The 26,542-nt window shown below is 66.7% G+C and carries 26 protein-coding genes; 12 read left to right on the forward strand and 14 right to left on the reverse strand.

Features of this window, described 5'->3' with window-relative positions; genetic code table 11:
- Window positions 1-189 precede the first annotated feature (189 nt).
- The 3 genes from CFE50_RS22155 to CFE50_RS22165 form a co-directional block, all read right to left on the reverse strand.
- A complete protein-coding gene (locus CFE50_RS22155; protein WP_286737245.1) occupies window positions 190-1,047 on the reverse strand; it encodes a glucose 1-dehydrogenase in 858 nt (285 codons plus the stop codon).
- A 49-nt stretch (window positions 1,048-1,096) separates the two neighbouring features.
- The gene (locus tag CFE50_RS22160; RefSeq protein WP_027600034.1) at window positions 1,097-1,954 is read right to left on the reverse strand and encodes an SDR family oxidoreductase; all 858 of its coding nucleotides are present in this window, start codon (window positions 1,952-1,954) and stop codon (window positions 1,097-1,099) included.
- Between the two features lie 100 nt (window positions 1,955-2,054).
- Window positions 2,055-2,642 carry a cytokinin riboside 5'-monophosphate phosphoribohydrolase gene (locus tag CFE50_RS22165; RefSeq protein ID WP_286737246.1) on the reverse strand — a complete coding sequence of 196 codons (588 nt, stop codon included), beginning with the start codon at window positions 2,640-2,642 and terminating at the stop codon, window positions 2,055-2,057.
- 330 nt (window positions 2,643-2,972) lie between these two features.
- On the opposite strand from CFE50_RS22165, the gene azu reads away from it, so the two are divergent.
- Window positions 2,973-3,422 carry an azurin gene (azu, locus tag CFE50_RS22170; RefSeq protein WP_241809624.1) on the forward strand — a complete coding sequence of 150 codons (450 nt, stop codon included), beginning with the start codon at window positions 2,973-2,975 and terminating at the stop codon, window positions 3,420-3,422.
- 1,014 nt (window positions 3,423-4,436) lie between these two features.
- On the opposite strand, the gene CFE50_RS22175 is transcribed toward azu, so the two are convergent.
- On the reverse strand, window positions 4,437-4,985 hold the full coding sequence (locus tag CFE50_RS22175) for a glutathione peroxidase (protein WP_286737247.1): 549 nt from the start codon (window positions 4,983-4,985) through the stop codon (window positions 4,437-4,439).
- Between the two features lie 81 nt (window positions 4,986-5,066).
- A complete protein-coding gene (locus tag CFE50_RS22180) occupies window positions 5,067-5,396 on the reverse strand; it encodes a hypothetical protein (RefSeq protein ID WP_133862181.1) in 330 nt (109 codons plus the stop codon).
- A 232-nt stretch (window positions 5,397-5,628) separates the two neighbouring features.
- On the opposite strand from CFE50_RS22180, the gene CFE50_RS22185 reads away from it, so the two are divergent.
- Entirely contained in the window at window positions 5,629-7,035 is a 1,407-nt protein-coding gene (locus CFE50_RS22185; protein WP_286737248.1) for an L-cystine transporter, read from the forward strand.
- Window positions 7,036-7,281: 246 nt separating this feature from the next.
- Window positions 7,282-7,812, forward strand: a complete 531-nt coding sequence (locus CFE50_RS22190; protein WP_286737260.1) for an REP-associated tyrosine transposase — start codon at window positions 7,282-7,284, stop codon at window positions 7,810-7,812.
- Window positions 7,813-7,955: 143 nt separating this feature from the next.
- Here the strand turns inward: CFE50_RS22190 and ureC are convergent, their stop codons facing one another.
- From ureC to qhpR, 6 genes are all read right to left on the reverse strand, one after another.
- Window positions 7,956-9,656, reverse strand: a complete 1,701-nt coding sequence (gene ureC, locus CFE50_RS22195) for an urease subunit alpha (RefSeq protein WP_241809621.1) — start codon at window positions 9,654-9,656, stop codon at window positions 7,956-7,958.
- Window positions 9,657-9,960: 304 nt separating this feature from the next.
- Entirely contained in the window at window positions 9,961-10,266 is a 306-nt protein-coding gene (locus CFE50_RS22200) for an urease subunit beta (protein WP_007162998.1), read from the reverse strand.
- Window positions 10,263-10,772, reverse strand: coding sequence for a GNAT family N-acetyltransferase (locus CFE50_RS22205; RefSeq protein WP_027600040.1), 510 nt, complete (start codon window positions 10,770-10,772; stop codon window positions 10,263-10,265). Before CFE50_RS22205 ends, CFE50_RS22200 begins: the two co-directional genes overlap by 4 nt.
- A gap of 10 nt (window positions 10,773-10,782) precedes the next feature.
- Window positions 10,783-11,085, reverse strand: a complete 303-nt coding sequence (gene ureA, locus CFE50_RS22210; RefSeq protein WP_007162996.1) for an urease subunit gamma — start codon at window positions 11,083-11,085, stop codon at window positions 10,783-10,785.
- A gap of 97 nt (window positions 11,086-11,182) precedes the next feature.
- Window positions 11,183-12,022, reverse strand: coding sequence for an urease accessory protein UreD (locus CFE50_RS22215; protein ID WP_286737249.1), 840 nt, complete (start codon window positions 12,020-12,022; stop codon window positions 11,183-11,185).
- A gap of 1,006 nt (window positions 12,023-13,028) precedes the next feature.
- Window positions 13,029-14,072 carry an AraC-like transcriptional regulator QhpR gene (qhpR, locus tag CFE50_RS22220; protein WP_145151422.1) on the reverse strand — a complete coding sequence of 348 codons (1,044 nt, stop codon included), beginning with the start codon at window positions 14,070-14,072 and terminating at the stop codon, window positions 13,029-13,031.
- 339 nt (window positions 14,073-14,411) lie between these two features.
- On the opposite strand from qhpR, the gene eat reads away from it, so the two are divergent.
- The 3 genes from eat to eutC all read left to right on the forward strand — a co-directional run bounded on the left by eat (window position 14,412) and on the right by eutC (window position 18,195).
- Entirely contained in the window at window positions 14,412-15,776 is a 1,365-nt protein-coding gene (gene eat / locus CFE50_RS22225) for an ethanolamine permease (protein ID WP_278438796.1), read from the forward strand.
- A 23-nt stretch (window positions 15,777-15,799) separates the two neighbouring features.
- Window positions 15,800-17,191, forward strand: coding sequence for an ethanolamine ammonia-lyase subunit EutB (locus tag CFE50_RS22230; RefSeq protein WP_286737250.1), 1,392 nt, complete (start codon window positions 15,800-15,802; stop codon window positions 17,189-17,191).
- Between the two features lie 188 nt (window positions 17,192-17,379).
- A complete protein-coding gene (gene eutC, locus CFE50_RS22235; RefSeq protein WP_286737251.1) occupies window positions 17,380-18,195 on the forward strand; it encodes an ethanolamine ammonia-lyase subunit EutC in 816 nt (271 codons plus the stop codon).
- A 13-nt stretch (window positions 18,196-18,208) separates the two neighbouring features.
- Here eutC and CFE50_RS22240 read toward each other — a convergent pair whose 3' ends face one another.
- The gene (locus tag CFE50_RS22240; protein WP_286737252.1) at window positions 18,209-18,598 is read right to left on the reverse strand and encodes a GNAT family N-acetyltransferase; all 390 of its coding nucleotides are present in this window, start codon (window positions 18,596-18,598) and stop codon (window positions 18,209-18,211) included.
- A 127-nt stretch (window positions 18,599-18,725) separates the two neighbouring features.
- Between CFE50_RS22240 and CFE50_RS22245 the strand changes: the two genes are divergently transcribed.
- A complete protein-coding gene (locus CFE50_RS22245; protein ID WP_286737253.1) occupies window positions 18,726-19,631 on the forward strand; it encodes an alpha/beta fold hydrolase in 906 nt (301 codons plus the stop codon).
- An 8-nt stretch (window positions 19,632-19,639) separates the two neighbouring features.
- Here CFE50_RS22245 and rutR read toward each other — a convergent pair whose 3' ends face one another.
- A complete protein-coding gene (rutR, locus tag CFE50_RS22250; protein WP_241809613.1) occupies window positions 19,640-20,320 on the reverse strand; it encodes an HTH-type transcriptional regulator RutR in 681 nt (226 codons plus the stop codon).
- A 342-nt stretch (window positions 20,321-20,662) separates the two neighbouring features.
- Here rutR and rutA point away from each other — a divergent pair, with 342 nt between their 5' ends.
- From rutA to CFE50_RS22275, 5 genes are all read left to right on the forward strand, one after another.
- Window positions 20,663-21,751 carry a pyrimidine utilization protein A gene (rutA, locus tag CFE50_RS22255; protein ID WP_286737254.1) on the forward strand — a complete coding sequence of 363 codons (1,089 nt, stop codon included), beginning with the start codon at window positions 20,663-20,665 and terminating at the stop codon, window positions 21,749-21,751.
- Complete coding sequence (gene rutB, locus CFE50_RS22260) at window positions 21,751-22,479, forward strand: pyrimidine utilization protein B (RefSeq protein ID WP_286737255.1); 729 nt, start codon at window positions 21,751-21,753, stop codon at window positions 22,477-22,479. The genes rutA and rutB overlap by 1 nt, the downstream gene beginning before the upstream one ends.
- 6 nt (window positions 22,480-22,485) lie before the next feature.
- Window positions 22,486-22,869 (forward strand): pyrimidine utilization protein C, encoded by a 384-nt coding sequence (rutC, locus tag CFE50_RS22265; RefSeq protein ID WP_286737256.1) that lies wholly within the window; start codon window positions 22,486-22,488, stop codon window positions 22,867-22,869.
- Window positions 22,870-22,954: 85 nt separating this feature from the next.
- On the forward strand, window positions 22,955-23,740 hold the full coding sequence (gene rutD, locus CFE50_RS22270; RefSeq protein ID WP_286737257.1) for a pyrimidine utilization protein D: 786 nt from the start codon (window positions 22,955-22,957) through the stop codon (window positions 23,738-23,740).
- A gap of 4 nt (window positions 23,741-23,744) precedes the next feature.
- A complete protein-coding gene (locus tag CFE50_RS22275; RefSeq protein WP_286737258.1) occupies window positions 23,745-24,266 on the forward strand; it encodes a flavin reductase in 522 nt (173 codons plus the stop codon).
- A gap of 196 nt (window positions 24,267-24,462) precedes the next feature.
- Here CFE50_RS22275 and CFE50_RS22280 read toward each other — a convergent pair whose 3' ends face one another.
- Window positions 24,463-26,088, reverse strand: coding sequence for an ArnT family glycosyltransferase (locus tag CFE50_RS22280; protein ID WP_286737259.1), 1,626 nt, complete (start codon window positions 26,086-26,088; stop codon window positions 24,463-24,465).
- Between the last annotated feature and the right edge of the window lie 454 nt (window positions 26,089-26,542).

Here is a 26,542-nt window from a genome sequence, read left to right on the forward strand (position 1 = left end):
GGACATCGGTCGGTTCCTGATGCAACGCTACAACTGGCAACGGCCGCATCAGTTCAATGGCGGGCTACCGCCCGCCATTGCCGAGGAACGACTTAAACCAGTGTCCGGGATTAGTTGACCACTACAACCCCCTCTCCCTCGGGGAGAGGGCCGGGGTGAGGGCAAGCCCCGGCACCCCAGCCAAAGCCCTTAGAGCACCGGCATCCCGCCCGTCACCGGCAGCATGGCGCCGGAGATGTAGCTCGCCTCGTCGGACGCCAGCAGCACATAGGCCGGCGCCAGTTCCACCGGCTGGCCAGGGCGACCCAGCGGCGTGCTGCTACCGAATTGCTCCGGCTCGTCCGGCTTCATGGTGCTGACGATCAGCGGCGTCCAGATCGGGCCGGGGGCCACGCTGTTGGCGCGGATGCCTTTCTCACCGAGCAGTTGCGCCAGGCCCGCAGTGAAGTTGGCGATGGCACCCTTGGTCGCCGAATAGGCCAGCAGGGTCGGCGGGGCGATGTCGGCGTTGATCGAGGCGGTGTTGATGATGGAGCCACCGCGCGGCATGTGCTTCACCGCCGCCTGGGTGATGCGGAACATCCCGTGGATGTTCACGTTGAAGGTATGCACCCATTCCTCGTCGGGGATCTCGTCGAGGCTGTCGCGTACCTGCTGGAAGGCGGCATTGTTGACCAGTACGTCGATGCGCCCGAAGGCCTCGACGGTCTGCTGCACCACGTCCAGGCAGGTCTGGCGGTCGACCAGATCGCCGGGCAGCAGCACGGCCTGGCGCCCGGCCTCGGTGACCAGGCGGGCGGTCTCCCGAGCATCCTCGTGCTCGTCCAGGTAGGCGATGGCGACATCGGCGCCTTCACGGGCGAAGGCGATGGCCACGGCGCGGCCGATACCGCTGTCGGCACCGGTAATCAGCGCCGCCTTGCCCTTGAGGCGACCCGAGCCGCGATAGGTTGCGGCGCCGCTGTCGGGCAGCGGATCCATGCGCGCTTCGGAGCCGGGAAAGGTTTGCGGTTGGGGTTTCAACGGAGGCTTGGGATGGTCGGTCATAGGGGACTCCGGCAGAGGAAGGTACCCCGGCAGGCGCCGGGGCGAGCGGTCAGAGAATCGGCTTGCCGCCGGTGACGGCGATGCGCGCGCCCGAGGTGTAGCTGGATTCGTCGGAGGCCAGCATCACGTAGACCGGCGCCAGTTCCACCGGCTGGCCGGGGCGGCCGAGCGGGGTGTTGCCGCCGAATTCCTTGACCTGCTCCGGTGGCATGGTGGCCGGGATCAGCGGGGTCCAGACGGGGCCGGGAGCCACGCTGTTGGCGCGGATGCCCTTCTCGCCGAGCAGCTGAGCCAGGCCGGCGGTAAAGTTGGCGATGGCGCCCTTGGTGGTGGCATAGGCCAGCAGCGTCGGCCGCGGCATGTCCGAGTTCACCGAGGTGGTGTTGATGATGGAGCCACCCTGGCCCATGTGCTTCACCGCGGCCTGGGTGATGCGAAACATGGCGGTGATGTTCACATCGAAGGTGTAGACCCACTCGTCGTCGGGAATCTCGTCGAGGGTCTCGTGGGTCATCTGGAAGGCGGCATTGTTGACCAGCACATCGATACGGCCAAAGGCGGCCACGGTCTTGTCCACCACTGCCAGGCACTGCTCGCGCTTGGACAGGCAACCCGGCAGCAGCAGGGCCTCGCGGCCGGCTTCACGCACCAGGCGGGCGGTGTCCTCGGCGTCTTCGTGCTCGTTCAGGTAGCTGATGGCGACATCGGCGCCCTCACGGGCGAAGGCGATGGCCACGGCGCGGCCGATGCCGCTGTCGCCACCGGTGATCAGCGCCTTCTTGCCGGCTAGACGGCCGGAACCCTTGTAGCTTTGCTCGCCGCAATCCGGGACCGGATTCATGCGCGATTGCAGGCCGGGAACGGCTTGCTGCTGTTCGGGCATCGGAGCTTTGGGAAAATCGGTCATGAAAGAATCCTCGTCGCTCGTGGGACTTTTACGGGCCTGTCAGTACCGACAGGCCACAAGCGGCGAGGGTTCGAGACCCGGGACGGGCGGTGTAGCGGCGCTAGCGCGGTGCCGGTTCGGCCCAGCGCGGCGGCACCGTGGGCTGCCAGGCGGTTAGGGCGTCTAGCAGGGCGGTTGGCGAAGCCTCCACCTGCAGCATGGCGCGGTGCGGCGCGGCGACGAAGCCCTGGGCGACCAGGTGATCGAGGAAGCCTTCCAGCTGGGCATAGAAGCCATCGACCTCCAGCAGACCCATGGGCTTGGCGTGATAGCCGAGCTGGCCCCAGGTCCAGACCTCGAAGAGTTCTTCCAGGGTGCCCAGGCCGCCGGGGAGGGCGATGAAGGCATCGGCCAGCTCCGCCATCCGCGCCTTGCGCGCATGCATGCCGTCGACCACTTCCAGGCGGGTGCAGCCCGTATGGCCCAGCTCGGCGGTCTTGAGACTCTGGGGAATGATGCCGATGACTTCACCACCGGCGGCCAGGGCGGCATCGGCGACCACGCCCATCAAGCCGACCTTGCCGCCGCCGTAGACCAGGGTGAGGCCGCGCTCGGCGAGGGTACGCCCGAGGTGCGCGGCCGCTTCGGCGAAGATCGGCGAGGCGCCGGGCTTGGCACCACAGAAGACACAGACGGTTTTCAGCGACATGGGGACTCCTAGGCAGGCAAAACGCCTAGCCTAGCTGCCCGTCACCCGTGATCAAAGCACCGTCATCGCGCGAGGAAAGCCTCTTCCGGTGCATTGCCGCTGGCGGCCTGGGCATAGCTGGCAAACAACTCGTGCAGCAGGGCTATAAGGGTCATGGCGGGCGTCCTTGGCTGGCGGGTGATGGAGGGATAGTACCCAGAGGTAAGGCCCGGCGACCTGGCAAAGGTTTCGATGGAGGCGATAGAGTGAAGCCGTTCCCTTGCCATGGCCGCTGGAACCCGCCACCCTCGCATCGGTCTGACTGGCGACTTTCACGCATCCGGAGGGTTCATGAAATCCACGCTTTTCGCCGCCGCGCTGTTCGCCCTGGGAAGTACCGGCGCCTGGGCCGCCGACAGCTGTACCACCCAGATCGAAGCCGGCGACCAGATGACCTACAGCCGCGCTTCCATCCAGGTCCCGGCCTCGTGCAAGACCTTTACCGTGGAGTTGGTCCACAACGGCAGCCTGCCCAAGAACGTCATGGGCCATAACTGGGTGCTGACCCGCTCCACCGACGCCTCGGCCGTCGACGCCGCCGGCATGAACGCGGGCGAAGCCAAGGGCTATCTGCCCGAGGGCGACGAACGCATCATCGCCCATACCAAGATGTTGGGTGGTGGCGAGAAGGATTCGGTGACCTTCGATACCGGCGCCCTGGAAGCGGGCAAGGAGTACAGCTTCTTCTGTTCCTTCCCGGGCCATTTCGGCTCCATGCGCGGGGTGTTGCAGCGGGGGTAAGAAGGGAAGGGCTGACTGTCGCAGTCCGACTTCTTGAGCAGGAGACTCCTGTAGGTTAGGTTGAGCGGGAGCGAAGCCCAACGTCTTTGAAGTTGGTTGCCCTAGCTGTTTACCAGCATCGCTGCTGCCCCTATTTCGCCTGGCCGGCGACTCACTTTTCTTTGCTTGTGGATCGCCGCCCGGTGCAAAGAAAAGTAAGCAAAAGAAAGCACACCCCGACAGTTCGGCCCTTCGCTACGCTCCGGGTCCCCTCGCTCCGGTGCCGCTCCGGGGGCACGGCACGAAGGGGCTTCCTGCCCCTCGCGCCTTGCTCGGCGTCCTGCCTCGCATCCCCCTACGCGGCACCTACACTCGGCCTCACTGACGGGGACGGGGCGCCAGCCTGAGGTTGCGGTGTTTACAGGCGGAGCCAGAGTGAGTCGTAGCGTGGAAAACCGCGCAGCGTTTTCCACTGGTACACATAGCTATGCTCAGTGGACAAGGCTTCGCCGTTGTCCACGCTACGGGCTACGGGCTACGGGCTACGGGCTACGGGCTACGGACTACGGACTACGGACTACGGACTACGGGCTACGGGTTTTTGTGGCTCTTCAACCAAAACTTTCAGGCTAGCGAATCGCCCCGTTCAGGAGGGCGAACGCCAGTGTCGTGGAGTGGGTCGAGCCGCATGGATGCGGCGAGAGGCCTAACGGGCCATGGACGGCCCGTGTAGGCCGACCCCGGAACGGCGCTGGCGTGAGCGAAACGAAGCGCAGCGAAGTAACAGCCGTAGGCTGACCCGAAGGGCGAGCAACGCGAGTCACCCGCAGCGCAGCGTAGGGCCGGATGATGGGGCAAGCGTTTTTGCTTACTTTTGTCCGGGGCGCGCAGCCGCGACTGAAAAAAGTGAGTCGCCCGAGTGGGCGAAACCAAAACCGTCAAGGCATTCGATAAGAAGCTGGGCACCGATATGAAGATCAACCCTAGCCCCGTTGGGCTTCGCTCCCGCTCAACCCAACCTACCCATGCCAGTCCTCACCCCTTCGCCAACTCCACCTCAATCGCCTCCACCAAACGCGGATCATCCGCCGTCACATCCGGCGCGAAGCGCCCCACCACCTCGCCATTGCGCCCGATCAGGAATTTTTCGAAATTCCACAGCACTTCGAGTTTGGGATTGGGGTTGCCGCCACGGCTCACCATGCGTTCACGGAAGGGGCCGTCACCGGTCGCCTCGGGCTGGGCACGAGTGAGTTCGTCATAGAGCGGATGCTTGTCTTCACCCACCACGCTGAGCTTGGCGAACATAGGGAATTGCACGCCATAGGTGAGGGTGCAGAATTCCTTGATCTCGGCGTCGCTGCCGGGCTCCTGCTGCTTGAAGTTGTTGGCGGGAAAGCCGAGCACTTCCAGGCCGAGTTCGCGCTGGGCCTCATAGAGACGTTCCAGGCCCTCGTACTGGCTGGTCAGGCCGCACTTGGAGGCGACGTTCACCACCAGCAGCACCTTGCCCAGGTAGCGTTCCAGGGTCAGGGTTTCGCCGTCGATGGATTGCAGCGGGAGTTTCATCAGGGTCGCGGTCATGGTCGGCCTCCTCGGAAAGAAGCGACCAGCCTAGCGCAAAAACGCCGCCTCGATGGGCGGCGTCGATCGGACGGATGGGGCTCAGCGCTTGAGCTTGACCACGTCGCCGGAAACGGTGGTGGTGAAACCACTCAGGACGTAGGCCCAGAACCAGTTTTCCTGCACCTGGGCGTTGATCAGGGCATCGCCGCCGCGGGACTTGATGGCGGCCTGCTGGGCGCGCACGAAGCGGTCGTTCTGCTGGACCGGGATGAAGCCCAGGATCATGAGACCGGTGGCCTTGCCCTCGCCATGACCGACGACGGTGTACTGCGACGGGTCCAGGTTCTGCGTCTTCATCGCGGTGCCGGTGCAGCCGGCGACGGCGGCGGCGAGGGCGAAGGAAGCGGCGAGCTTGGCGAAACGTTGCATGGAGTCACTCCTTTTTGGGTTGGCAGCGTCGGGCATCGTTTCCCGACGGGGCGCACTCTAGCAGTGCCAGACCCGGCGGAAATACCGTTCGCCCCGGCGATAGAACCGCTCCTCCCAAGGTCCCAGGGTTATCAGGTGATAGCGCCTCGATCTAAGCCGAGTCGGCCCGAGCTGCTACCATCGCCGCCTTTTCGTCCGGCGGCCGCGTCGGGCGCCGTATCGGAGACCTCGTGTGAATCTGCCTCTCATCCTCAACCTCGTCGCCTTCGCCGTGCTGCTCGGCCTGCTGGCGCGCACCCGCAACACCGGCTGGAGCCTGGCCGTGCGCGTCTTCATCGGTCTCGCCCTGGGCGTGGCCTTCGGCCTGGTGCTGCAACTCGTCTACGGGCATGACGCCCCGGTGCTCAAGACCTCTATCGGCTGGTTCAACCTGGTCGGCAACGGCTATGTGCAGCTGCTGCAGATGAGCATCATGCCGCTGGTGTTCGCCTCCATCCTGGCCGCCGTGGCGCGGCTGCGCGAAGCCTCCTCCATGGGGCGCATCAGCCTGCTGACCCTGGGCACCCTGCTGTTCACCACCGCCATCGCCGCCCTGGTCGGGGTGCTGGTGACCTGGCTGTTCGGCCTGAGCGCCGAAGGCCTGGTGCAGGGCGCCCAGGAGACCGCGCGCCTGACCGCGCTGCAGAACAACTATGTCGGCAAGGTGGCGGATCTGTCGGTGCCGCAGCTGCTGCTGTCCTTCATTCCGAAGAATCCCTTCGCCGATCTGTCCGGCGCCAATCCCACCTCCATCATCAGCGTGGTGATCTTTGCCGCCTTCCTCGGCGTCGCCGCCCTGCGCCTGCAGCGCGACGATCCGGTGCGCGGCGAGAAGGTGCTGGCCGGCATCGATGTGCTCCAGGCCTGGGTGATGAAGCTGGTGCGCCTGCTGCTGCAACTCACTCCCTACGGCGTGCTGGCGCTGATGACCAAGATGGTCGCCACCGCCAGTCCCCAGGACGTGCTCAAGCTGGGCACCTTCCTGATCGCCTCCTACCTGGGCCTGGGCATCCTCTTTGGCGTCCATGCGCTGCTGCTGACCCTGAGCGGCCTGTCGCCGGCGCGCTTCTTTCCCAAGGTCTGGCCGGTGCTGAGTTTCGCCTTCACCAGCCGCTCCAGCGCGGCGACCATCCCGCTGAACATCGAGGCCCAGACCGAACGCCTCGGCGTGCCGCCGGCCATCGCCAGCTTCGCCGCCTCCTTTGGCGCCACCATCGGCCAGAACGGCTGTGCCGGTCTCTATCCGGCCATGCTGGCGGTGATGGTCGCGCCGACCCTGGGCATCAATCCCTTCGATCCGCTGTGGATCGCCACCCTGGTCGGCATCGTCACCCTGAGTTCGGCGGGCGTGGCCGGCGTGGGCGGCGGCGCCACCTTCGCCGCCCTGATCGTGCTGCCGGCCCTCGGCCTGCCGGTCACCCTGGTGGCGCTGCTGGTGTCCATCGAGCCGCTGATCGACATGGGCCGCACCGCCCTCAACGTCAATGGCTCCATGACCGCCGGCACCCTGACCGCGCGCTGGATGGGCCAGCTGGACAAGGCCACCTACGACCGCAACGACCGCGCCGAAGCCCCGGCCGCGCCGATCAGTCGCGGCTGAGTCCGTGGGTTGGGTTGAGCGCAGCGAAGCCCAACGATGCTCATGCCTGGTGTTGTGTGTTGGGCTTCGGCGATGGAGCCACCTCAGCCCAACCTACGGGTGCCCCATGTTGATTGGGTACAACGTGGTTGGATGGACCGCGTAGGTTGGCGCTGAGCGCAGCGAAGCCCAACAGGCAAGGCACGATCTAGCCAAAGGCACTGTAAAAGGCTCTAGACTGCGGCTTCCCATTCACCAAGGACGGTGATCTTGGACTATCGACGCAGCCGCGCCGTGGGCGGCATCTTCTTTTTCACGCTCAATCTCAACGACCGCTCGGCCACCCTGCTCGTCGACCATGTCGGATCGCTCAGGCAGGCAGTGCGCGAGGTGAAAGTCCGGCATCCCTTCGATATCCTCGCCATGGTGGTCCTCCCCGATCACCTGCACGCCCTCTGGCACCTGCCGGACGATGATGGTGACTATCCGCTGCGTTGGAGCCTGATCAAGGCAGGTTTCTCCCGGCAGTTACCGCCGTTGGAGACGGTGAATCTGTCGCGACGACTGAAGCGCGAACGCGGCGTTTGGCAAAGACGCTATTGGGAGCACCGGATCCGCGACGAGCAGGATCTGCAGCGACATTTCGACTACATCCATTTCAACCCGGTGAAGCACGGCCATTCGCGCAGGGCGGTGGAGTGGCCCTATTCGTCCATCCATCGCTATGTGCGAGCGGGCGTCCTGCCGGCGGATTGGGCAGGACAGTGCGATGAGGACTGGGCGGTGGGCGAGCGGTGAGGCTTGGTCGTGTTGGGCTTCGCTGCGCTCAACCCAACCTACGGGTGCTCAACGTTGATTGGGCACCTCGTGAAGGGTTGAGCCTCGTAGATTGGCGCTGAGCGCAGCGAAGCCCAACATGCCTTGACGTTGGAACGGCCCCTCTAGAACAGAAAATACCGCTGCGCCATCGGCAGCACCTCGGCCGGTTCGCACCAGAGCAGCTGGCCGTCGGCCTTGACCTGGTAGTTCTGCGGATCGACCTCGATGGTCGGCAGATAGCCATTGTGGATGAGGTCGCTCTTCTGCGCGGTGCGGCAGCCCTTGACCACGCCGATGCGCTTCTTCAGTCCCAATTGCTCCGGCACCCCCGCCTCGAAGGCGGCCTGGCTGATGAAGGTCAGGCTGGTGTCGTGGAGCATGCCGGCATAGCTGCCGAACATGGGGCGGTAGTGCACCGGTTGCGGGGTGGGGATGGAGGCATTCGCGTCGCCCATCAGGCTCGCGGCGATGGCACCGCCCTTGAGGATCAGCGTCGGCTTCACACCGAAGAACGCCGGGCGCCAGAGCACCAGGTCGGCAAACTTGCCCACTTCGATGGAGCCCACCTCGTGGCTGATGCCATGGGTAATCGCCGGGTTGATGGTGTACTTGGCGATGTAGCGCTTGACCCGGAAATTGTCGTTGCCGGCGCCGTCCTCGGGCAGCGGGCCGCGCTGCTTCTTCATCTTGTCGGCAGTCTGCCAGGTGCGGGTGATGACCTCGCCGACACGGCCCATGGCCTGGCTGTCGGAGCTGATCATGGCGAAGGCGCCGAGGTCGTGGAGGATGTCCTCGGCGGCGATGGTCTCGCGGCGGATACGGCTCTCGGCGAAGGCCACGTCCTCGGCGATGCTCGGGTCCAGGTGGTGGCAGACCATGAGCATGTCCAGGTGCTCGTCGATGGTGTTCTTGGTGAAGGGCCGCGTCGGATTGGTGGAACTGGGCAGCACGTTGGCGAAGCCGCAGGCCTTGATGATGTCCGGCGCGTGGCCGCCCCCGGCACCCTCGGTGTGGTAGGTGTGGATAGTGCGACCCTTGAAGGCGCCCAGGGTGGTCTCGACGAAACCGGATTCGTTGAGGGTGTCGGTGTGGATGGCCACCTGGATGTCGAAGCGATCGGCTACCGCCAGGCAGTTGTCGATGGCGGCGGGGGTAGTGCCCCAGTCCTCGTGCAGTTTCAAGCCGATGGCGCCGGCGCGCACCTGCTCTTCCAGCGGCCCGGGCAGGCTGGCGTTGCCCTTGCCGGTGAAGCCGATGTTCATCGGGAAGGCGTCGGCGGCCTTGAGCATCTGCGCCATGTGCCAGGGACCGGGGGTCACGGTGGTGGCATAGGTGCCGGTGGCCGGCCCGGTGCCGCCGCCGATCATGGTGGTGGTGCCGCTCATGAGCGCCTCTTCGATCTGCTGCGGGCAGATGAAGTGGATGTGGGAGTCGATCCCACCCGCGGTGAGGATCATGCCTTCGCCGGCGATGACCTCGGTGGCGGCGCCGATGGGCACGCTGACGCCGGGCTGGATGTCCGGATTGCCGGCCTTGCCGATGGCGTGGATGCGGCCGTGCTTGAGGCCGACGTCGGCCTTGACGATGCCCCAATGATCGACGATCAGCGCATTGGTGATGACGGTATCGACCACCTCGGCGGCGGGCAGCTGGCTCTGACCCATGCCGTCGCGGATGACCTTGCCGCCGCCGAATTTCACTTCTTCGCCGTAGACGGTGTGGTCTTCTTCGACCTCAATCCAGAGCTCGGTGTCGGCCAGGCGCACCCGGTCGCCGGTGGTGGGGCCGAACATGTCGGCATAGGCTTGGCGGGAGATTTTCATAGGCGTTGATCCCGAATAATGGTGGTCCGGTTGGCCCTCACCCCGACCCTCTCCCGGAGAGAGAGGGGGAAGAGCGGGCGGCATCCTGTTGCCTCGTGCAGGGAGTTATCCCTGGGAGGCTGGGTGTTCTGGTTTGCCCTCACCCCGGCCCTCTCCCAGGGGGAGAGGGAGAAGGGCGGGTGTTCCGGCTTGGCTTTTCGCTCCGCTCCTTTCTCGCGGAGACAGAGGAAAGAGCAAAGGGCACGGTGTGTGCTCCTAGTCCCCCTCTCCCCTTGGGAGAGGGTTGGGGTGAGGGTGCTTGCCGCTACAACTTCCCCATCACCCGTCCGGCGAAGCCGTAGACGGTGCGTAGCCCCGCCAGCTCGACCAGTTCCACCTCGCGACTCTGGCCCGGCTCGAAGCGCACGGCGGTGCCGGCGGCGATATTCAGGCGCATGCCGCGCGCGAGGGCGCGGTCGAACACCAGGGCGTCGTTGGTCTCGTGGAAATGGTAGTGGGAGCCCACCTGGATCGGCCGGTCGCCGCTGTTGGCGACGGTCAGGCTGAGGGTGCGGCGGCCGGCGTTGAGTTCGATGTCGCCGTCCTGGATCTGGTATTCGCCGGGGATCATGGGCGCTGCTCCAGCATCAGTTGCATGAAGGTGAGGTCCAGCCAGCGACCGAACTTGGTGCCGACCTGGGGCATCTGGCCGGTGGTGATAAAGCCCAGTCGCTCGTGCAGGCGGATCGAGGCCTGGTTGCCACTCTCGATGGCGGCCACCATCACGTGCTTGTCGCAGGCGCGGGCACGTTCGATGAGCACCGTCATCAGGCGCGGACCGATGCCCTGGCCGCGCTGGTCGGGGTGGATATAGACCGAGTGCTCGACGGTGTGGCGAAAGCCTTCGAAGGGGCGCCAGTCGCCAAAGGAGGCATAGCCCACTACCGTGCCTTCGGCATTCTCGGCGACCAGGATGGGGTAGCCCTGGGTGGCGCGCAGGTCGAACCAGGCCTGGCGGTTGGCCAGGTCCACCGGGGTCTCGTTCCAGATCGCCGTGGTGTTGCTGACGGCGTCGTTGTAGATGTGCAGCACGGCCGGCAGGTCGGCGGGCGTGGCGTCGCGGACGATCAGACTCATGGCGGCCTCCCTAGGCGATCGGCTGGTGGACGGTGACCAGCTTGGTGCCATCGGGGAAGGTGGCTTCCACCTGGATCTCCGGGATCATCTCCGGAACGCCTTCCATCACCTGGTCGCGGGTCAGCAGGGTGGTGCCGTAGTGCATCAGCTCGGCCACGGTACGACCGTCACGGGCGCCTTCGAGCAGGGCGGCGGAGATCAGCGCCATGGCTTCCGGGTAGTTGAGCTTCACCCCACGCGCCAGGCGGCGTTCGGCCACCAGGCCGGCGGTGAAGATGAGCAGTTTGTCTTTCTCGCGGGGCGTCAGGTCCATGGGTGTTCTCTTTGGCGAAGGGCATCGCGGCCATGGGCCGCTCCTACAATTCTGCGCTTCCATGTAGGAGCGGCCCATGGCCGCGATCACGAAGATATCAGGTACTCCAGATTCGCGGCGGGACGGCGGCGCGGCCCAGCAGGGCCGGGCGCAGCAGGCGCCAGACCTCGATCAGCCAGGCGCGGGCCTGCAGCGATTCGGCGGCCAGACAGCGGGCGACCACCAGGCCTGGCAGTTGGGTGAGGTCACCCCGCACTGGCAGGGCCAGCTCGCGGCAGCGTTCCAGGGTGTCGGCGTCCAGGGTGCCGGTGATCAAGAGCGTAGCGAACACCGGCTGACCGGCGAGGCCAATGGGTGAGTCCAGCAGGCGATCCGCACCGACCAGGCGCTGGCGCTCGTGCCACAGCGGAATGCCGTCGCGACGGATGTCCAGATGGGCCTGGAACAGGCCATCGGTGAAGCGCTCGGCGCTGGCCGGACGACCCAGGGCGACGATGTCCCAGTAGCAGAGGCGGGCATCGCCCTCCAGCTCGATGCGGGTGGCGAGATGGGCCTGGGCACCGGCGAAGACGATGGTCTCCTGGGGCAGCCATTCAAGGGTGGCACCGGCGGCCACGCGCAGCTCGACCTGCTGGTGGGCGGCGCTGTCTGCGCGATACCACTTGGCTGCGCCGGGGCTGGTGAGCTGGGCCCAGGCGTTTTCGCCGACGCTGACCTCGATGTCCAACCGATCGCCCCCGGCGATGCCGCCTGGGGGATGCACGATGATGTGCTGGCAGACCTCGGGACCTTCGGCGTGCAGGTGTTTCTGCACCCGCAGGGGGCCGAGGTGGCGCCGGGTGGTCGGCCGGGTCCATTCGCCCTGGCGGGCATAGGCCAGCTCCAGGCGCGCCAGCCAGGCGGGGGTGAAAAGGGTAGGGGGCAGGGCAGAGGTCATCGGGGGTGGTCGTTGTTCTGGTTAGGCTGTTTGGGGAGCGCCTTGCAAGAATCTGACCGGGTGGACAGAGGTTGCCTTTCGGCTAGGTATGGTGGGGGTGTTTGGCTGATTCTCGTGTTTTGATGATGCTTATATTTCGCTCACCCAAGCGCACCACCTTCACCGCTTCGGTAGGTTGGCGCTGAGCGGAGCGAAGCCCAACGTTGCGGAGATTAGCCGTGATGGCTTGGTTTATCGGTGTCCTGGCCGATTATCGAGGTCTGCTGATATCTCATGTTTCGCCTTGCCGGCGACTCACTTTTCTTTGTTTGCGCAAAGAAAAGTAAGCAAAAGAAAGCGCACCCCGGCAGTTCGGCCCTCCGCTACGCTCCGGGTCCCCTCGCTCTGGCGCCGCTCCGGAGGCACGGCACGAAGGGGCCTCCTGCCCCTCGCGCCTTGCTCGGCGTCCTGCCTCGCATCCCCCTGCGCGACACCTACACTCGGCCTCACTGACGGGGACGGGGCGCCAGCCTGAGACTTCGGTGTTCACAGGATTTGTAGCGTGGAAAACCGCGCAGCGTTTTCCACAGGTGCGCGCTGCTAGCTTCGCGGACAAGGCTTCGCCGTTGTCCACGCTACGGGCTCTTCAACCAACACTTTCAGCCTAGCGAATCGCCCCGTTCAGGAGGGCGAACGCCAGTGTCGCGGAGTGGGTCGAGCCGCATGGATGCGGCGAGAGGCCTAACGGGCCATGGACGGCCCGTGTAGGCCGACCCCGGAGCGGCGCTGGCGTGAGTGGACCTGGAGCGAAGCGAAAGGCCGGATGGTGGGGCAAGCGTTTTTGCTTACTTTTTTCCGGGGCGCGCAGCCGCGACTGAAAAAAATGAGTCGTCCGGGTGGGCGAAATAAGAACCATCAAAGCACTCGATAATTAGCCAGTGCAGTGATAAGCCAAAACCCAAGCGTTGGGCTTCGCTCCGCTCAGCGCCAACCTACGTCACCCGACCTTCGGCGCGCCGACCCTTCCCTACGAAATCCCCCGCCACTGCCGCGGACTCACCTGAAACCACCGCCGAAACGCCCGTGAAAAGGCGCTCGTCTCGGAATAGCCCAACAGCGGCGCCAGGTCGGTGACCGGCAGCCGCTGCCGCAGGTAGTGCTGCGCCAGGTCGCGGCGGACGCCCTCGACCAGCGCCGAGAAGCTCGCGCCCTGGTCGCGCAGGCGGCGTTGCAGCTGGCTGGTGGAAAGGTCCAGGCGCTGGGCGATGGACTCCAGGCTGGGCTCGCCCAGGGGCAGCGCCAGGCGCACCGAGGCGCGGACCTCTTCGAGCAGTTCCATCTGCGGCAGCCGCTGGCCGAGCTGGCGGATGGCGTCCTGTACCACCAGCAGGAGCAGCGGATCGTGCTCGGGCATGGTGCGGCCGCGCAGGTCGGCCTTGGGCACCAGCATGGCATTGCAGGGCTGGCCGAAGCTGACCGGGGCGTCGAACAGCCGGCGGTGCTCGTGCCAGCCCTCGGGGCGCGGGTGTTCGAACTGCACCGCGCGCGGCGCCCAGGTGGGCCCGAGCACATGGCGCAAGAGGTTGAGCAGCATGCCCAGGGTCAGCTCGGCGTCCTGGCGGCGAGCGACAATGGCGCCGTGGCGCACCTGGTAATCGAAGCGCCAGCAGTCACCGGCGTCCACCAACTGGATCAGAGTACTGTGCTGGTGAAAGGGAAAGGCGGCGGCGAAGTTCTGCAGGGCCGCCTCGGCGGTGGGCGAGCAGAGCCCCACGTAGCCCAGCAGGCCGAGCATCTGCGGCTTGAATTGGCCGCCGTAGTGCAGGCCGAAATTGTCGCAGCCGGACTGGGCGGCGGCTTCCTCCAGGACCCGGCAGTAGTTGCCCAACCCCAGGCTCAGGGTGGGGTGCTGCAGCTGTTCGGGATCGATGCCGGCAGTGCCGAAGATGCGGTCGACGTCGCCACCGTGGCTGGTGATGACGGCGTCCAGTCCGCTGGCGGCGGCGGAGAGCACGCCGAGGTTGCGCGACGGTGAGGTCAGGGCGGCGAAGCCGGAGGCGGCCAGGGGCATGGTGCGGGTCCAGGGAGGGGATCGGCATGAATGAAGCAAAGGCTGTGCCCCGGGGTGGAAAGCGGTCCTCCATCGGGGCTGGAACGCCGAGGGCTTCACGCTATTGGGCGCCTTGGCGTGCCTCATCGCGGGGCGGGCGGTCGGGCATCGCACCAGGGTGGTGCGGTCTCGGGTAGCACCCTGGGAAGAGGGGTAACGCCGACTTGACCTGAGGTCACAGCGACCGTGCCGAGCGGTCAAGTCGCCACGGCCCCGAGCTGTTTAAGCTCGAAAAAGCCGGGCATCGCGGGATCGCGGTGACCCATTCGGATCACGTCGCTACAAGGGGAGTGGCCTGTCATGACCAACGAGAAACTCAAGCCGACCCTCGGCACCCTGCACCTCTGGGGCATCGCCGTGGGGCTGGTGATCTCTGGGGAATACTTCGGCTGGAGCTACGGCTGGGGCGTCGCCGGGACCCTGGGCTTTCTGATCACCGCGCTGGTGGTGGCGGTGATGTACACCTGCTTCATCTTCAGCTTCACCGAACTCACCACTGCCATTCCCCATGCCGGCGGGCCCTTCGCCTACAGCCGGCGCGCCTTTGGTCCCACGGGCGGCACCATCGCCGGCATCGCCACCCTGATCGAATTCGTCTTCGCCCCGCCGGCCATCGCCATGGCCATCGGCGCCTACCTCAACGTGCAGTTTCCCACCCTCGATCCCAAGCTCTGCGCGGTAGCGGCCTATTTCATCTTCATGACCCTGAACATCCTCGGGGTGAGCATCGCCGCCACCTTCGAGCTGGTGGTCACGGTGCTGGCGGTGATCGAGCTGCTGATCTTCATGGGCGTGGTAGCGCCGGGCTTCAGCCTGACCAACTTCACCAGCGGCGGCTGGGCCGGGCAGGACCAGTTCTCCCTGGCCGCGGTGGGCGGCATGTTCGCCGCCATTCCCTTCGCCATCTGGTTCTTTCTCGCCATCGAGGGCGCGGCCATGGCCGCCGAGGAAGCCAAGGACCCCAAGCGGACCATTCCCAAGGCCTACATCGCCGGCATCCTCACCCTGGTGACCCTGGCCATCGGCGTGATGATCTTTGCCGGCGGCGTGGGTGACTGGCGCGCCCTGTCCAACATCAACGATCCGCTGCCCCAAGCCATGAAGGGCGTGGTAGGCGAGGGCTCGATGTGGCTGCACCTGCTGGTGGGCATCGGTCTGTTCGGCCTGGTGGCCAGCTTCCACGGCATCATCCTCGGCTATTCCCGGCAGTTCTTCGCCCTGGCTCGCGCCGGCTTCCTGCCCCATGGCCTGGCCAAGCTGTCGCGCTTCCAGACCCCGCACCGGGCGGTGCTGGCCGGTGGCGTGGTGGGCATCGCCGCCATCTTCAGCGACGGCGTGATCAGCCTGCAGGGCCTGACCCTGACCGCCGCCATGATCACCATGAGCGTGTTCGGCGCCATCGTCATGTACATCATGAGCATGCTCAGCCTGTTCAAGCTGCGGCGCAGCGAGCCGAACCTGGAGCGCACCTTCCGCGCCCCCGGCTATCCGGTGGTGCCGGCCATCGCCCTGGTGCTGGCGGTGGTCTGCCTGGTCGCCATGGTCTGGTACAACCCGGTGATCGCCAGCGTCTTCGTGGTGCTGATGGTGATAGGCGCGCTGGTCTGCGGTCTCAGCCGTAGACAGAGCGACATCGCCCCCGACGCCGCCTTTGGCGAGGCCTGAGCAACGCGATCCCAGGAGGTAGCATGAGCGGTTTCCAGCACAGCGTGGGTGGCCAGACCTGGCGCTTCGCCGATCTCAAGGAACTGCTGGCCAAGGCCACCCCGGCGCGTTCCGGGGATGTCCTGGCCGGGGTCGCCGCCGGCAGCGACGTGGAGCGGGTGGCGGCGCAGATGGCGCTGGCCGAGGTGCCGCTCAAGCACTTTCTCAGCGAGGCGGTGATCCCCTACGAAGCCGACGAGGTCACCCGGCTGATCCTGGACAGCCACGATGCCCAGGCCTTCGCCCCGGTCGCCCACCTCACCGTGGGCGGCTTCCGCGACTGGCTGCTGGGTCCGGCGGCCGACGAGACCAGTCTTGCCGCCCTGGCCCCGGGGCTGACCCCGGAGATGGTCGCCGCGGTGTCCAAGATCATGCGTATCCAGGACCTGATCCTGGTGGCGCAAAAGGTCCGGGTGGTGACCCGCTTTCGCAACACCATCGGCCTGCGTGGACGGCTATCGACCCGGCTGCAGCCCAATCACCCCACCGACGATCCGGCCGGCATCGCCGCCAGCGTCCTCGACGGCCTGCTCTATGGCAACGGCGATGCGGTGATCGGCATCAATCCGGCCACCGACAGCACCAGCGGTATCTGCGAGCTGCTGAAGATGCTCGATGCGGTGATCCAGCGCTACGAGATACCCACCCAGTCCTGCGTGCTGACCCACGTCACCACCAGCATCGCCGCCATCGAGCGTGGCGCGCCGGTGGACCTGGTGTTCCAGTCCATCGCCGGCACCCAGGGCGCCAACGAAAGCTTCGGCATCAGCCTGGCACTGTTGCAGGAAGGCTACGAGGCCGGGCTGTCGCAACGCCGCGGCACCCTGGGCGACAACCTCATGTATTTCGAGACGGGGCAGGGCAGCGCCCTCTCGGCGGGTGCCCACCATGGCGTCGACCAGCAGACCTGCGAGGTGCGCGCCTACGCCGTGGCACGGCAATTCAAGCCGCTGCTGGTCAACACCGTGGTCGGCTTCATCGGCCCGGAGTACCTCTACAACGGCAAGCAGATCATCCGCGCGGGTCTCGAAGATCACTTCTGCGGCAAGCTGCTCGGCGTGCCCATGGGCTGCGACATCTGCTACACCAACCATGCCGAGGCCGACCAGGACGACATGGACATGCTGCTGACCCTGCTGGGCGCGGCGGGCATCAATTTCATCATGGGCATCCCGGGGTCGGACGACGTGATGCTCAACTACCAGACCACCTCCTTCCACGATGCCCTCTATGCCCGCCAGGTGCTGGGCCTGCAGCCCGCCCCGGAATTCGCCGCCTGGCTGGACCGCCTGGGCATACTGCGCCTGGAGGACGGCCGCTTCCGCCTCGGCGAGGGCTTGCCAGCGCCCTTCCAGCGGGCGTTGGCGCAGATTTGAATGGCTTTTCGTAGACGGGTTGAGCGTCAGCGAAGCGCAATGCTGCCAGGCTCGACTCGTACCTGTTGGGCTTCGACGGTGGAGCTGTCTCAACCCAACCTACGAAGGTGCCGAGTGCCAGCCCCAATCCCTGCTTGTCGGGCTTCGAAGATGAAGCCGTCTCAACCCAACCTACCGAGGAGGTTGCCTTGAAAGACTCCGACACCGTCCGTCCCGACCCCTGGGCCGAATTGCGTCGCCTCACCCCGGCGCGCATCGCCCTCGGCCGTGCCGGCACCAGCCTGCCGACGTCGGCCCAGCTGAACTTCCAGGCCGCTCATGCCCAGGCCCGCGATGCGGTGCACCTGGCTTTCGATCATCAGGCGCTGCGCGAAGGCCTGGCCGCCCAGGGTCGCGAGACCCTGGTGCTCAAGAGCGCCGCGCCGGATCGCCACACCTATCTGCAGCGGCCGGATCTGGGCCGCAGGCTGTCCGAGGCGTCCGCCCGTGAACTCCAGGCCTATGCCGCCGAGCATCCCGAGGGCTTCGACGTCGCCGTGGTGATCGCCGACGGCCTCTCGGCCCTGGCGGTGCATCGCCATGCGCTGCCGTTCCTGGAGCGCCTGGCCGACCAGGCCGGGGCCGAGGGCTGGCGCTGGGCGCCGGTGACCCTGGTGGAGCAGGGGCGGGTGGCAGTGGGCGACGAGATCGGCGGGCTGCTCAAGGCGCGCCTGCTGGTGATGCTGATCGGCGAGCGCCCCGGTCTGAGTTCGCCCGACAGCCTCGGCCTCTACTTCACCTACGGCCCGCGCCCGGGCCTCAACGACGCCTATCGCAACTGCATCTCCAACGTGCGCCTGGAAGGCCTCGCCTATGGCCTGGCGGCGCACAAGCTGCTCTACCTGATGCGCGAAGCGGATCGCCGCAAACTCTCCGGCGTGCAACTCAAGGACGAAGCCGAGGTGCCGCTGCTGGAGGGGGACGAGGAGAACGCCCGGATCGGCAACTTCCTTACCGCTCAATGAGTGGGACTGGCCGTTACCCTGCCGTGAGCGCCTTGCGTAGGAAGTACCGCGCAAAGCCCGGCGGATAGTCCGCCAGCTCGCCGAACACCTCGTAGCCCAGGCGTTCGTAGAAGCCGCGGGCCAGGGCTTCGGCCTCGGCGCGCTGCAGCAACTCGCGGCCAGCGCCCTGGCCGCGGGCGGCTTCCTCCACCGCCAGCAACTGCACATAGAGCCATCCATAGCTGGTGTAGCCCCAGAGGCCGCCGAGGGGTTCGCCGCCGCGGGTTAGGCTGATGACCAGGGCCCGGTAACCGCTCGGACCCGCCTGGCTGTCGTTGTAGCGCCTCAGCGGCGCGGCGATGGCCTGGCGCAGGTCTTCGCGTGCTTCATCGGTCAGGTGGTAAACCAGGGGCGCTGCGGACATGGCGAAGGTCTCGGGAAGAGGTCTGTCCGAGCATAGCGCAGCAGCGCTGCGTGACCGTCCGGTTCTGCCGCTTTCGCCGAGGCGGCCTTGGGGTAGCATGGCCCTTTAGCCATCTCGCGAGAGAGCCATGGACATACGTGAAGGTCGCGCCCGGGTCGGCGCCCTCGAGCTGGCCTATGAGGACTGGGGCGATCCCGCCGATCCGGCGCTGCTGCTGATCATGGGCTTTGGCGCCCAGTTGCTGCTCTGGCCGGAAGGCTTCTGCGAGGCCCTGGTACGCCGGGGCCTGCGGGTGATCCGTTTCGACAATCGCGACGTCGGCCAGTCCTCGCGGCTGAGCTGGCCAGGCGGCAGGCCGCAGTCACTGTGGCCGGTGCTGGGGCGGGCGCAACTGGGCAAGCCCAGCGCGGTGCCCTATCGCCTGGAAGCCATGGCCGCCGATGCGGTCGGGCTGCTCGATCACCTGGGGCTGGAACGCGCCTTCGTACTGGGCGGCTCCATGGGCGGCATGATCGCCCAGATCCTCGCCGCCCAATGGCCAGCGCGGGTGGTGCGGCTGGGCATCCTGTTCTCGTCGACCAATCAGCCGCTGTTGCCGCCGCCCTCGTTCAAGTTGCTTGGCAGCCTGCTGCTGCGGCCGCCGGCCGATCTGCCGGCGGAGGCGGCGCTCGCCCGGCAGAAGGCCCTGCTGCGCGGCATCGAGAGTCCAATGTATCGCCAGAGCGACGCCGATCTCGAACGGCTGGTGCAACGCATCCTGGCGCGTGGCGTGGATGTGGAGGGGGTGCAGCGGCAGTTGTTCGCCCTGCTCGGCAGCGGCGATCTGCGCGCCTTCGCCCGCCGCATCCAGGCGCCGACCCTGGTGGTGCACGGCGCGCGGGATCCCTTGCTGCGTCCGGCCTGTGGCCGCGCCGTGGCCCGAGCCATTCCTGGTGCCCGCTTCGAGCTGATATCCGACATGGCCCACGACCTGCCGGCGCCGCTCTGGCCTGGACTGAGCGAGCTGTTCGCCGAGTTCTTCCTGGCGCCCTGATCTGGGCTTCAGCCTTTGAGGCGCGGTCGCAGTCCGTCGATGAGCAGGGTTTCCAGGCCGCTCAGAACCTCGTCGAAGAAGGCTGGATCCTGCAAGGTACGGCCACAGAGTGCCTGCACCTGGACCCTGAAGTCCGCATAGTGTTGGGTGGTGGCCCAGAGGCTGAACAGCAGCTGGTACGGATCCACCGGTGCCAGCCGGCCGGCCTCGATCCAGGTACGGATCACCCGGGCCTTCTCGTCTATCAGGTCGTGTAGGCTGCCCTGCAATTCCGGCAGCAGCAGGGGCGCCCCCTGGACCATCTCCAGGCAGAACAGCCGGGACTCGGCGGGATAGTCGCGGGACATCTCCAGCTTCTGGCGCAGGTAGCCGCGCAGGGCGTCGAGGGGTTCCTGGTCTTCGCTGAAGGTGCGCAGGGGATTCAGCCAGGTTGCCAGCAGCTGACGCAGCACGGCGACATAGAGCTCTTCCTTGTTGCTGAAATAGTAGAGCAGGTTGGTCTTGGAGACGTCCGCCTGCAGCGCCACCTGATCCAGACTGGCGCCGTGCAGACCGAAACGGGAAAAGATATCGAGCGCCGCGCTGAGGATCTGGGCGCGCTTGGCTTCTATCTGGCGCTGCCGGCGTTGCTGGGCGGCAGGGCTGGGTTGGCGGGACTTGCGTGGCGGAAGATCACTGGCCTGACTCACGAACTGCTCCTTGGGCCTTCTTGGACATCTGACGCGGGCCGGCTGCAGGCGCGGTCGTTGAGCTTCGCACCGTCCTGGTGACGAATCATCGGCGGACCCCGAAAGGTAGCGCGTCAGTCTCCGAACTCTAGCATGGCGCGCCAGCCTGCATGCCCCGGATTCGGGCGCCTTGCACAAACTAGGTGCTCTAATCTGGACCAAATGGTCCAGCTTTATTCTCGAACAGAACCCAAGTGTTTGATTGGCTTGAACTTTCAAGACTTGGCAAGCTTTCTGCTCCGATCCTGCAGCAACGGCGCATCTGGATGCGCTTCGATTCCTGACTGCGGGAGAGTGCGAGCGATGAACATCGGTGTCTTCATTCCCATCGGCAACAACGGCTGGCTGCTGTCGGAAAACGCGCCCCAGTACCGGCCCACCTTCGAGCTGAATCGCGAGATCGTGCAGCGCGCCGAGCACTACGGCTTCGACTTCGCCCTGTCGATGATCAAGCTGCGCGGCTTCGGCGGTAAGACCGAATTCTGGGACCACAACCTGGAATCCTTCACCCTCATGGCCGGACTGGCGGCGGTGACCTCGCGCATCAAGCTGTTCGCCACCGCCGCGACCCTGACCCTGCCGCCGGCCATCGTCGCGCGCATGGCCGCCACCATCGACTGCATCTCCGGTGGCCGCTTCGGCGTCAACCTGGTCACCGGCTGGCAGAAGCCCGAATACAGCCAGATGGGGCTCTGGCCGGGCGATGAATTCTTCGCCAGTCGCTATCAGTACCTCGGTGAATACGCCCAGGTGCTGCGCGATCTCTGGGGCACCGGCCAGTCGGACTTCCAGGGCGCGCACTTCCGCATGGAAGACTGCCGGGTCAGTCCGCAGCCCCAGGCACCCATGGAGATCGTCTGCGCCGGGGCGAGCGATGCCGGCCTGGCCTTCGCCGCCGAACACGCTGACTACAGCTTCGTCTTCGGCAAGGGCGTCAACACGCCCAAGGCCTTCGCCCCGGCGGTGGAGCGGCTGCAGGCCGCCACCGCCAAGACCGGGCGCGAGGTCTCCTCCATCGCCCTGTTCATGATCATCGCCGCCGAGACCGACGAGGCCGCTCGCGCCAAGTGGGAGTACTACAAGGCCGGGGCCGACGAGGAGGCCATCGCCTGGCTGGGCGCCCAGGCCGCCGCCGACACCAAGTCCGGCAGCGACACCAACGTGCGGCAGATGGCCGATCCGACCTCGGCGGTGAACATCAACATGGGCACCCTGGTGGGCTCCTTCGCCAGCGTGGCGCGGATGCTCGACGAGATCGCCGAGGTACCCGGGGCCAGCGGGGTGCTGCTGACCTTCGATGACTTCGTCCAGGGCGTGACCGACTTCGGCGAGCGCATCCAGCCGCTGATGCAGAGCCGCCGTCACGTCGATCTGCTCAAGGAGAGTGCCTGATGAACGCTGTGGAAACCCTGGCGGGCTATGCCCTGCCTGCCGACGACGCCGAAGCCGTGACGCTGCCGGCGCGTCCCGAACCGCTGCGGCTCAAGGCCAGCGAGACCGCCCTGATCGTGGTGGACATGCAGAACGCCTATGCCAGCCAGGGCGGCTATCTGGATCTGGCTGGCTTCGACGTCTCGGCCACCGGCCCGGTGATCGAGAACGTCGCCGCCGTGGTGGAGACCGCCCGCGGCGCGGGCATTCAGGTGGTCTGGTTCCAGAATGGCTGGGATTCGGAGTATCGCGAGGCGGGCGGGCCGGGTTCGCCCAACTGGCACAAGTCCAACGCGCTGAAGACCATGCGCAAGCGACCCGAATTGCAGGGGCAACTGCTGGCCAAGGGTGGCTGGGACTATGCCCTGGTGGATCGGCTGCAGCCGGCGGCCGCCGATCTGGTGGTGCCCAAGACCCGCTACAGCGGCTTCTACAACACCCACCTGGACAGCCTGTTGCGCGCCCGCGGCATCCGCAACCTGGTGTTCGTCGGCGTCGCCACCAACGTCTGCGTGGAGTCGACCCTGAGGGACGGCTTCTTCCTCGAATACTTCGGCGTCTGCCTGCACGACGCCTGCCACCAGGCCGGACCCCGTTCGGCCCACGAGGCCGCGCTGTTCAACATCGAGACCTTCTTCGGCTGGGTCGCCAGCTGCGCCGATTTCCACACCACCTTCGCCAAGGACTGAGCCGCCATGCCCAAGCAAGCCGTGATCCCCGCCGGTACCGGTACCCCCATCGCCCCCTTCGTGCCCGGCAGCCTGGCCGACGGGGTGCTCTATGTCTCCGGCACCCTGCCGTTCGATGCCCAGAACAACGTGGTCCACGTCGGCGACGCCGCGGCCCAGGCACGCCATGTGCTCACCACCCTCCGGGGCGTGGTGGAGGCGGCCGGCGGCAGCATGGCCGACGTCACCTTCAACATGATCATGCTCACCGACTGGGCGAACTACGCCGCCATCAATGCGGTGTACGCCGAATTCTTTCCCGGCGAGAAACCGGCGCGCTACTGCATCCAGTGCGGCCTGGTGAAGCCCGATGCGCTGATCGAGATCGCCAGCATCGCCCATGTCGGCTAGCCCCCGCTCCGTACCTACCCCCTCTCCCTCTGGGAGAGGGCTGGGGTGAGGGAAGCCTTAACCACTGAACCACCGAGGACCGCCCATGCACTTCGAACTCCATGGCCGCCAGGATCCGGCGGCCGAGACCCTGCTGCTCAGCTCCGGGCTGGGCGGCGCCGGGGCCTTCTGGGCACCGCAGTTGGCGGCCCTCGGCGAAAGATTCCGGGTGGTGGTCTATGACCAGACCGGCACCGGCAGGAGCCCGGCCGAATTGCCAGCGGACTATCGCATCCAGCATATGGCCGAGGACCTGCTGGCCCTGGCCGATCGCTTGGAGCTCGACCGCTGTCTGTTCATGGGCCATGCCCTGGGCGGTCTGGTGGGCCTGCAGGCCAACCTGCTGCGACCGGGCCTGATCCGCCGCCAGGTGCTGATCAATGCCTGGAGCCGACCCAATCCGCACACCGGGCGCTGCTTCGCCCTGCGTCAACGGCTGCTGCGCGACAGCGGCGCCGCGGCCTATGTCCAGGCCCAGGCGATCTTTCTCTATCCGGCCACCTGGATCGCCGAACACGGCGAGCGACTCGCCGTCGACGAAGACCATGCCCTGGCGCACTTCCCCGGTGAGGCCAACGTCCTGCGGCGCATCGGCGCCCTGCTGGCCTTCGACGTGGACGCCGAGCTGGAGAGGATCCAGGTGCCGACCCTGGTACTGGCCAACCGCGACGATGTGCTGGTGCCCTGGACCTCGTCCCAGCGCCTGGCCGCTGGCCTGCCCCAGGCCAGCTTCCAGTTGCTGGAGTGGGGCGGCCATGCCTCCAGCGTCACCGATCCCGCCATCTTCGACCGGGTGGTGCTCGACTATCTCAGCCAACCTTCCGAGGAATAGCGCCATGTCCGTTGCCCATGCCTTGCCGCCTGCCACGACGCCCACCGCCCCGGTCGAACGCGACCTCTTCCGTGGGGCCATGGCGCGCCTGGGCGCTGCCGTCAATCTGGTCACCACCGATGGTCCGGCCGGCCCGGCCGGCTTTACGGCCACCGCCGTCTGCAGCGTCAGCGACAGCCCGCCGACCCTGCTGGTCTGCCTCAACCGCGGCGCCTCGGTGCATCCGGCCTTCAGCGCCAACGGCGTGCTCTGCGTCAACGTCCTGGCCGCCGGCCAGCAGGCGCTGGCCAACCTCTTCGGTGGCAAGACCTCCATGGCCGAACGCTTCGCCGCGGCGCGCTGGACCCGCCTCGCCACCGGTGCGCCGGTGCTGGACGGCGCCCTGGTGGCCTGCGATTGCCGCATCGCCGGGGTGCAGTCGGTGGGCAGCCACGACTTGCTGCTTTGCGAGGTGCTGGGGGTGGCCGAGCCGGGTGGTCAGGGTGGACTGCTGTATTTTGATCGGCGTTATCACGAGCTGGGTTAGTCAGGGCTGTTGGGCTTCGACGATGGCGCCGTCTCAACCCGGCCTACGCCGATTGTGGGTTGGGTTGAGCGTAGCGAAGCCCAACGGTGCCCAAGGCCAGGCCCTGCGTGTTGGGCGTCGACGATGGAGCCGTCTCAACCCAACCTACGTGGTGGGCCACCGTAGGTTGGGTTGAGCGTCAGCGAAGCCCAACACATCAGGGTACCCTCGGCGACACCGTGAAGGCGCGGAAGCGCTCCTTGAGATTGCCGGAGCGGGCGCCTTGCCAGAGCAGCTGCCAGCCCGGCGGTACCGCCACGGCTTCGCGCCACTCGTCCTGCACCACCAGCACCTGGCAGGGTACCTGTTGCAGACCGCTCAGCTCCTGTGGGGGATAGCCGCTGTAGACGTGCAGCATGGAGCGCTCCGATTCGCCCAGGCCGTAGCTGGCCACGCAGTCCGTCCGTGGCAGCACCCGCTGCAACTCGGTGAAGGGCCGGGCATAGCTGTTGCCCAGGTCGACCCAGGGTAGCCAGAGACTGTTGGCCAGGGTCCAGCTGACCGTCAGGCCGACGAACCAGACGCTGGCGGCTGCCAGCTGTGCACGCAGCGCTAGGGTGACGCTCCAGCCGACCAGGGCCAGCAGCGCGACCGCCCAGGCTAGGGAGCTCGGCGCCAGGTGTTCCGTGATCGGCAAGTGCTCGCGGATCAGCTGCGGCCAGGGCAAGGTCCAGCCCAGGGCCAGACCGATACCGCTCAGCGCCAGCAGGACGATGAGCGGCGTCCAGAATGCCAGGCTGGCATCACGCCCGAGGCGAGCGATGGCGGGCGGCGGCTGCAGCCGCGCCGCCAGCAGCGCCAGGGCCGGAAACAGCGGCAGCAGATAAAGGCTGCGGAACACCGCCGACTTGAGCAGCACCCCCAGACAGACGAGCGCATAGAGCACCACCGTGGCCAGTCCCGGATGCCGGCCCAGCCGTTTCAGCGGGCTGCCGCCGCGGCGATACAGCTGCCAGAGCGTGGCGCCGAGCAGGATCAACCCGGTGGGAAAGGACAGCGCCAGCAGATCCGTCAGGCTGGAGACCAGGCCATCGGTATCGCTGTTGCGCGCCTCCAGGCCAAAGAAGCGGCCGATGTTGTTGGTCCACAGCCAGGTATGGAACAGCTCCGGCGCCCGGTGCCAGAGCAGCGCCGGCCAGACCAGCAGCCAGGGCAGGGCGGCCAGGCTGGCGGCGAGCAGCCAGTGCCGTCCTTCCGGTTCGACCAGTCGCCGCGGCCAGCAGAGCGCACAGAGCAGTCCGGTCAGGCCCAGCACCCCGGGGACCAGCAGGCCCTTGCTCATGAAGGCAATGCCCAGGCCGCTGCCAAACAGCAGGCCCCGGCGCCAGGGATGGCGGTTGTCGTGCAGCTGCGCGGCCAGCCCGGCGAGGCCCAGGGTGGCGCCGGCCAGCTGGGGTACGTCGGCGATCAGCAGATGACTGTGCTGCACCACGCCGAGCATGCCCAGCAGGGCGAGCACGGCCTCACGCCGGCGGCCGGGCAGCAGCCGCTCGGTCAGCCAGGCAAGGGCGGCCAGGGTCACCAGCATCCAGCCCAGCACCGCCAGCCGCGCGCCGTCAGGCGCACTCAGCCAGGGCGCGGACAGCCGCGCGGCCAGGGCGCCGGTCCAGTACATCAGCGGCGGCTTTTCCATGAAGGGCGCATCGCCCACCCGGGGGATCAGCCAGTCCGGGGTGGTGAGGAAATTCCAAACCATGCCGAAGGAATAGGGCTCGTCGGCTTTCCACAGACCACGACCGAATAGGCCGGCGAGCAGGTAGGCGGCCAGGCAGCCGAGCAGCAAGGCCCGCTCCAGCTGTGCGGCTCGTTGGGAGGCAGGGGAAGAAGAGGGGAGCACGGCAGGGACTCTTAGCGGAATCCTGCCGGTATACGGGAGTTGGCTTAGAGGGGGCTTAAGGGGTTAGCGGGGGGGGCGATCGCGGCCCTGGGCCGCTCCTACAGGCTTGGATTGGGCCTGTAGGAGCGGCCCAGGGCCGCGATTGCTGGTATTGGTGCCAGGGCTGGTTATCGAGCGCTTTGAAGGTTTTTGTTTCGCCCACCCGGGCGAGTCACTTTTTTCAGTCGCGGCTGCGCGCCCCGCAAAAAAGTAAGCAAAAAAGCTTGCCCCGACCATCCGGCCCTCCGCTGCGCTCCGGGTCCGCTCACGCCAGCGCCGTTCCGGGGTCGGCCTACACGGGCCGTCCATGGCCCGTTAGGCCTCTCGCCGCATCCATGCGGCTCGACCCACTCCACGACAC

The sequence above is a fragment of the Pseudomonas sp. PGPPP4 genome, from assembly GCF_002256045.1.
GTDB lineage: Bacteria > Pseudomonadota > Gammaproteobacteria > Pseudomonadales > Pseudomonadaceae > Chryseomonas > Chryseomonas oryzihabitans.

Bases quoted from the DNA above. Each gene is read 5' to 3' on its own strand.
- CFE50_RS22155 (WP_286737245.1), bottom strand. From the start codon at position 1,047: ATGACCGACCATCCCAAGCCTCCGTTGAAACCCCAACCGCAAACCTTT.
- CFE50_RS22160 (WP_027600034.1), bottom strand. From the start codon at position 1,954: ATGACCGATTTTCCCAAAGCTCCGATGCCCGAACAGCAGCAAGCCGTT.
- CFE50_RS22165 (WP_286737246.1), bottom strand. From the start codon at position 2,642: ATGTCGCTGAAAACCGTCTGTGTCTTCTGTGGTGCCAAGCCCGGCGCC.
- azu (WP_241809624.1), top strand. From the start codon at position 2,973: ATGAAATCCACGCTTTTCGCCGCCGCGCTGTTCGCCCTGGGAAGTACC.
- CFE50_RS22175 (WP_286737247.1), bottom strand. From the start codon at position 4,985: ATGACCGCGACCCTGATGAAACTCCCGCTGCAATCCATCGACGGCGAA.
- CFE50_RS22180 (WP_133862181.1), bottom strand. From the start codon at position 5,396: ATGCAACGTTTCGCCAAGCTCGCCGCTTCCTTCGCCCTCGCCGCCGCC.
- ureC (WP_241809621.1), bottom strand. From the start codon at position 9,656: ATGAAAATCTCCCGCCAAGCCTATGCCGACATGTTCGGCCCCACCACC.
- CFE50_RS22200 (WP_007162998.1), bottom strand. From the start codon at position 10,266: ATGATCCCCGGCGAATACCAGATCCAGGACGGCGACATCGAACTCAAC.
- CFE50_RS22205 (WP_027600040.1), bottom strand. From the start codon at position 10,772: ATGAGTCTGATCGTCCGCGACGCCACGCCCGCCGACCTGCCGGCCGTG.
- ureA (WP_007162996.1), bottom strand. From the start codon at position 11,085: ATGGACCTGACGCCCCGCGAGAAAGACAAACTGCTCATCTTCACCGCC.
- CFE50_RS22215 (WP_286737249.1), bottom strand. From the start codon at position 12,022: ATGACCTCTGCCCTGCCCCCTACCCTTTTCACCCCCGCCTGGCTGGCG.
- qhpR (WP_145151422.1), bottom strand. From the start codon at position 14,072: ATGCCCCTGGCCGCCTCCGGCTTCGCCGCCCTGACCTCACCGTCGCGC.
- eat (WP_278438796.1), top strand. From the start codon at position 14,412: ATGACCAACGAGAAACTCAAGCCGACCCTCGGCACCCTGCACCTCTGG.
- CFE50_RS22230 (WP_286737250.1), top strand. From the start codon at position 15,800: ATGAGCGGTTTCCAGCACAGCGTGGGTGGCCAGACCTGGCGCTTCGCC.
- CFE50_RS22240 (WP_286737252.1), bottom strand. From the start codon at position 18,598: ATGTCCGCAGCGCCCCTGGTTTACCACCTGACCGATGAAGCACGCGAA.
- CFE50_RS22245 (WP_286737253.1), top strand. From the start codon at position 18,726: ATGGACATACGTGAAGGTCGCGCCCGGGTCGGCGCCCTCGAGCTGGCC.
- rutA (WP_286737254.1), top strand. From the start codon at position 20,663: ATGAACATCGGTGTCTTCATTCCCATCGGCAACAACGGCTGGCTGCTG.
- rutB (WP_286737255.1), top strand. From the start codon at position 21,751: ATGAACGCTGTGGAAACCCTGGCGGGCTATGCCCTGCCTGCCGACGAC.
- rutC (WP_286737256.1), top strand. From the start codon at position 22,486: ATGCCCAAGCAAGCCGTGATCCCCGCCGGTACCGGTACCCCCATCGCC.
- rutD (WP_286737257.1), top strand. From the start codon at position 22,955: ATGCACTTCGAACTCCATGGCCGCCAGGATCCGGCGGCCGAGACCCTG.
- CFE50_RS22275 (WP_286737258.1), top strand. From the start codon at position 23,745: ATGTCCGTTGCCCATGCCTTGCCGCCTGCCACGACGCCCACCGCCCCG.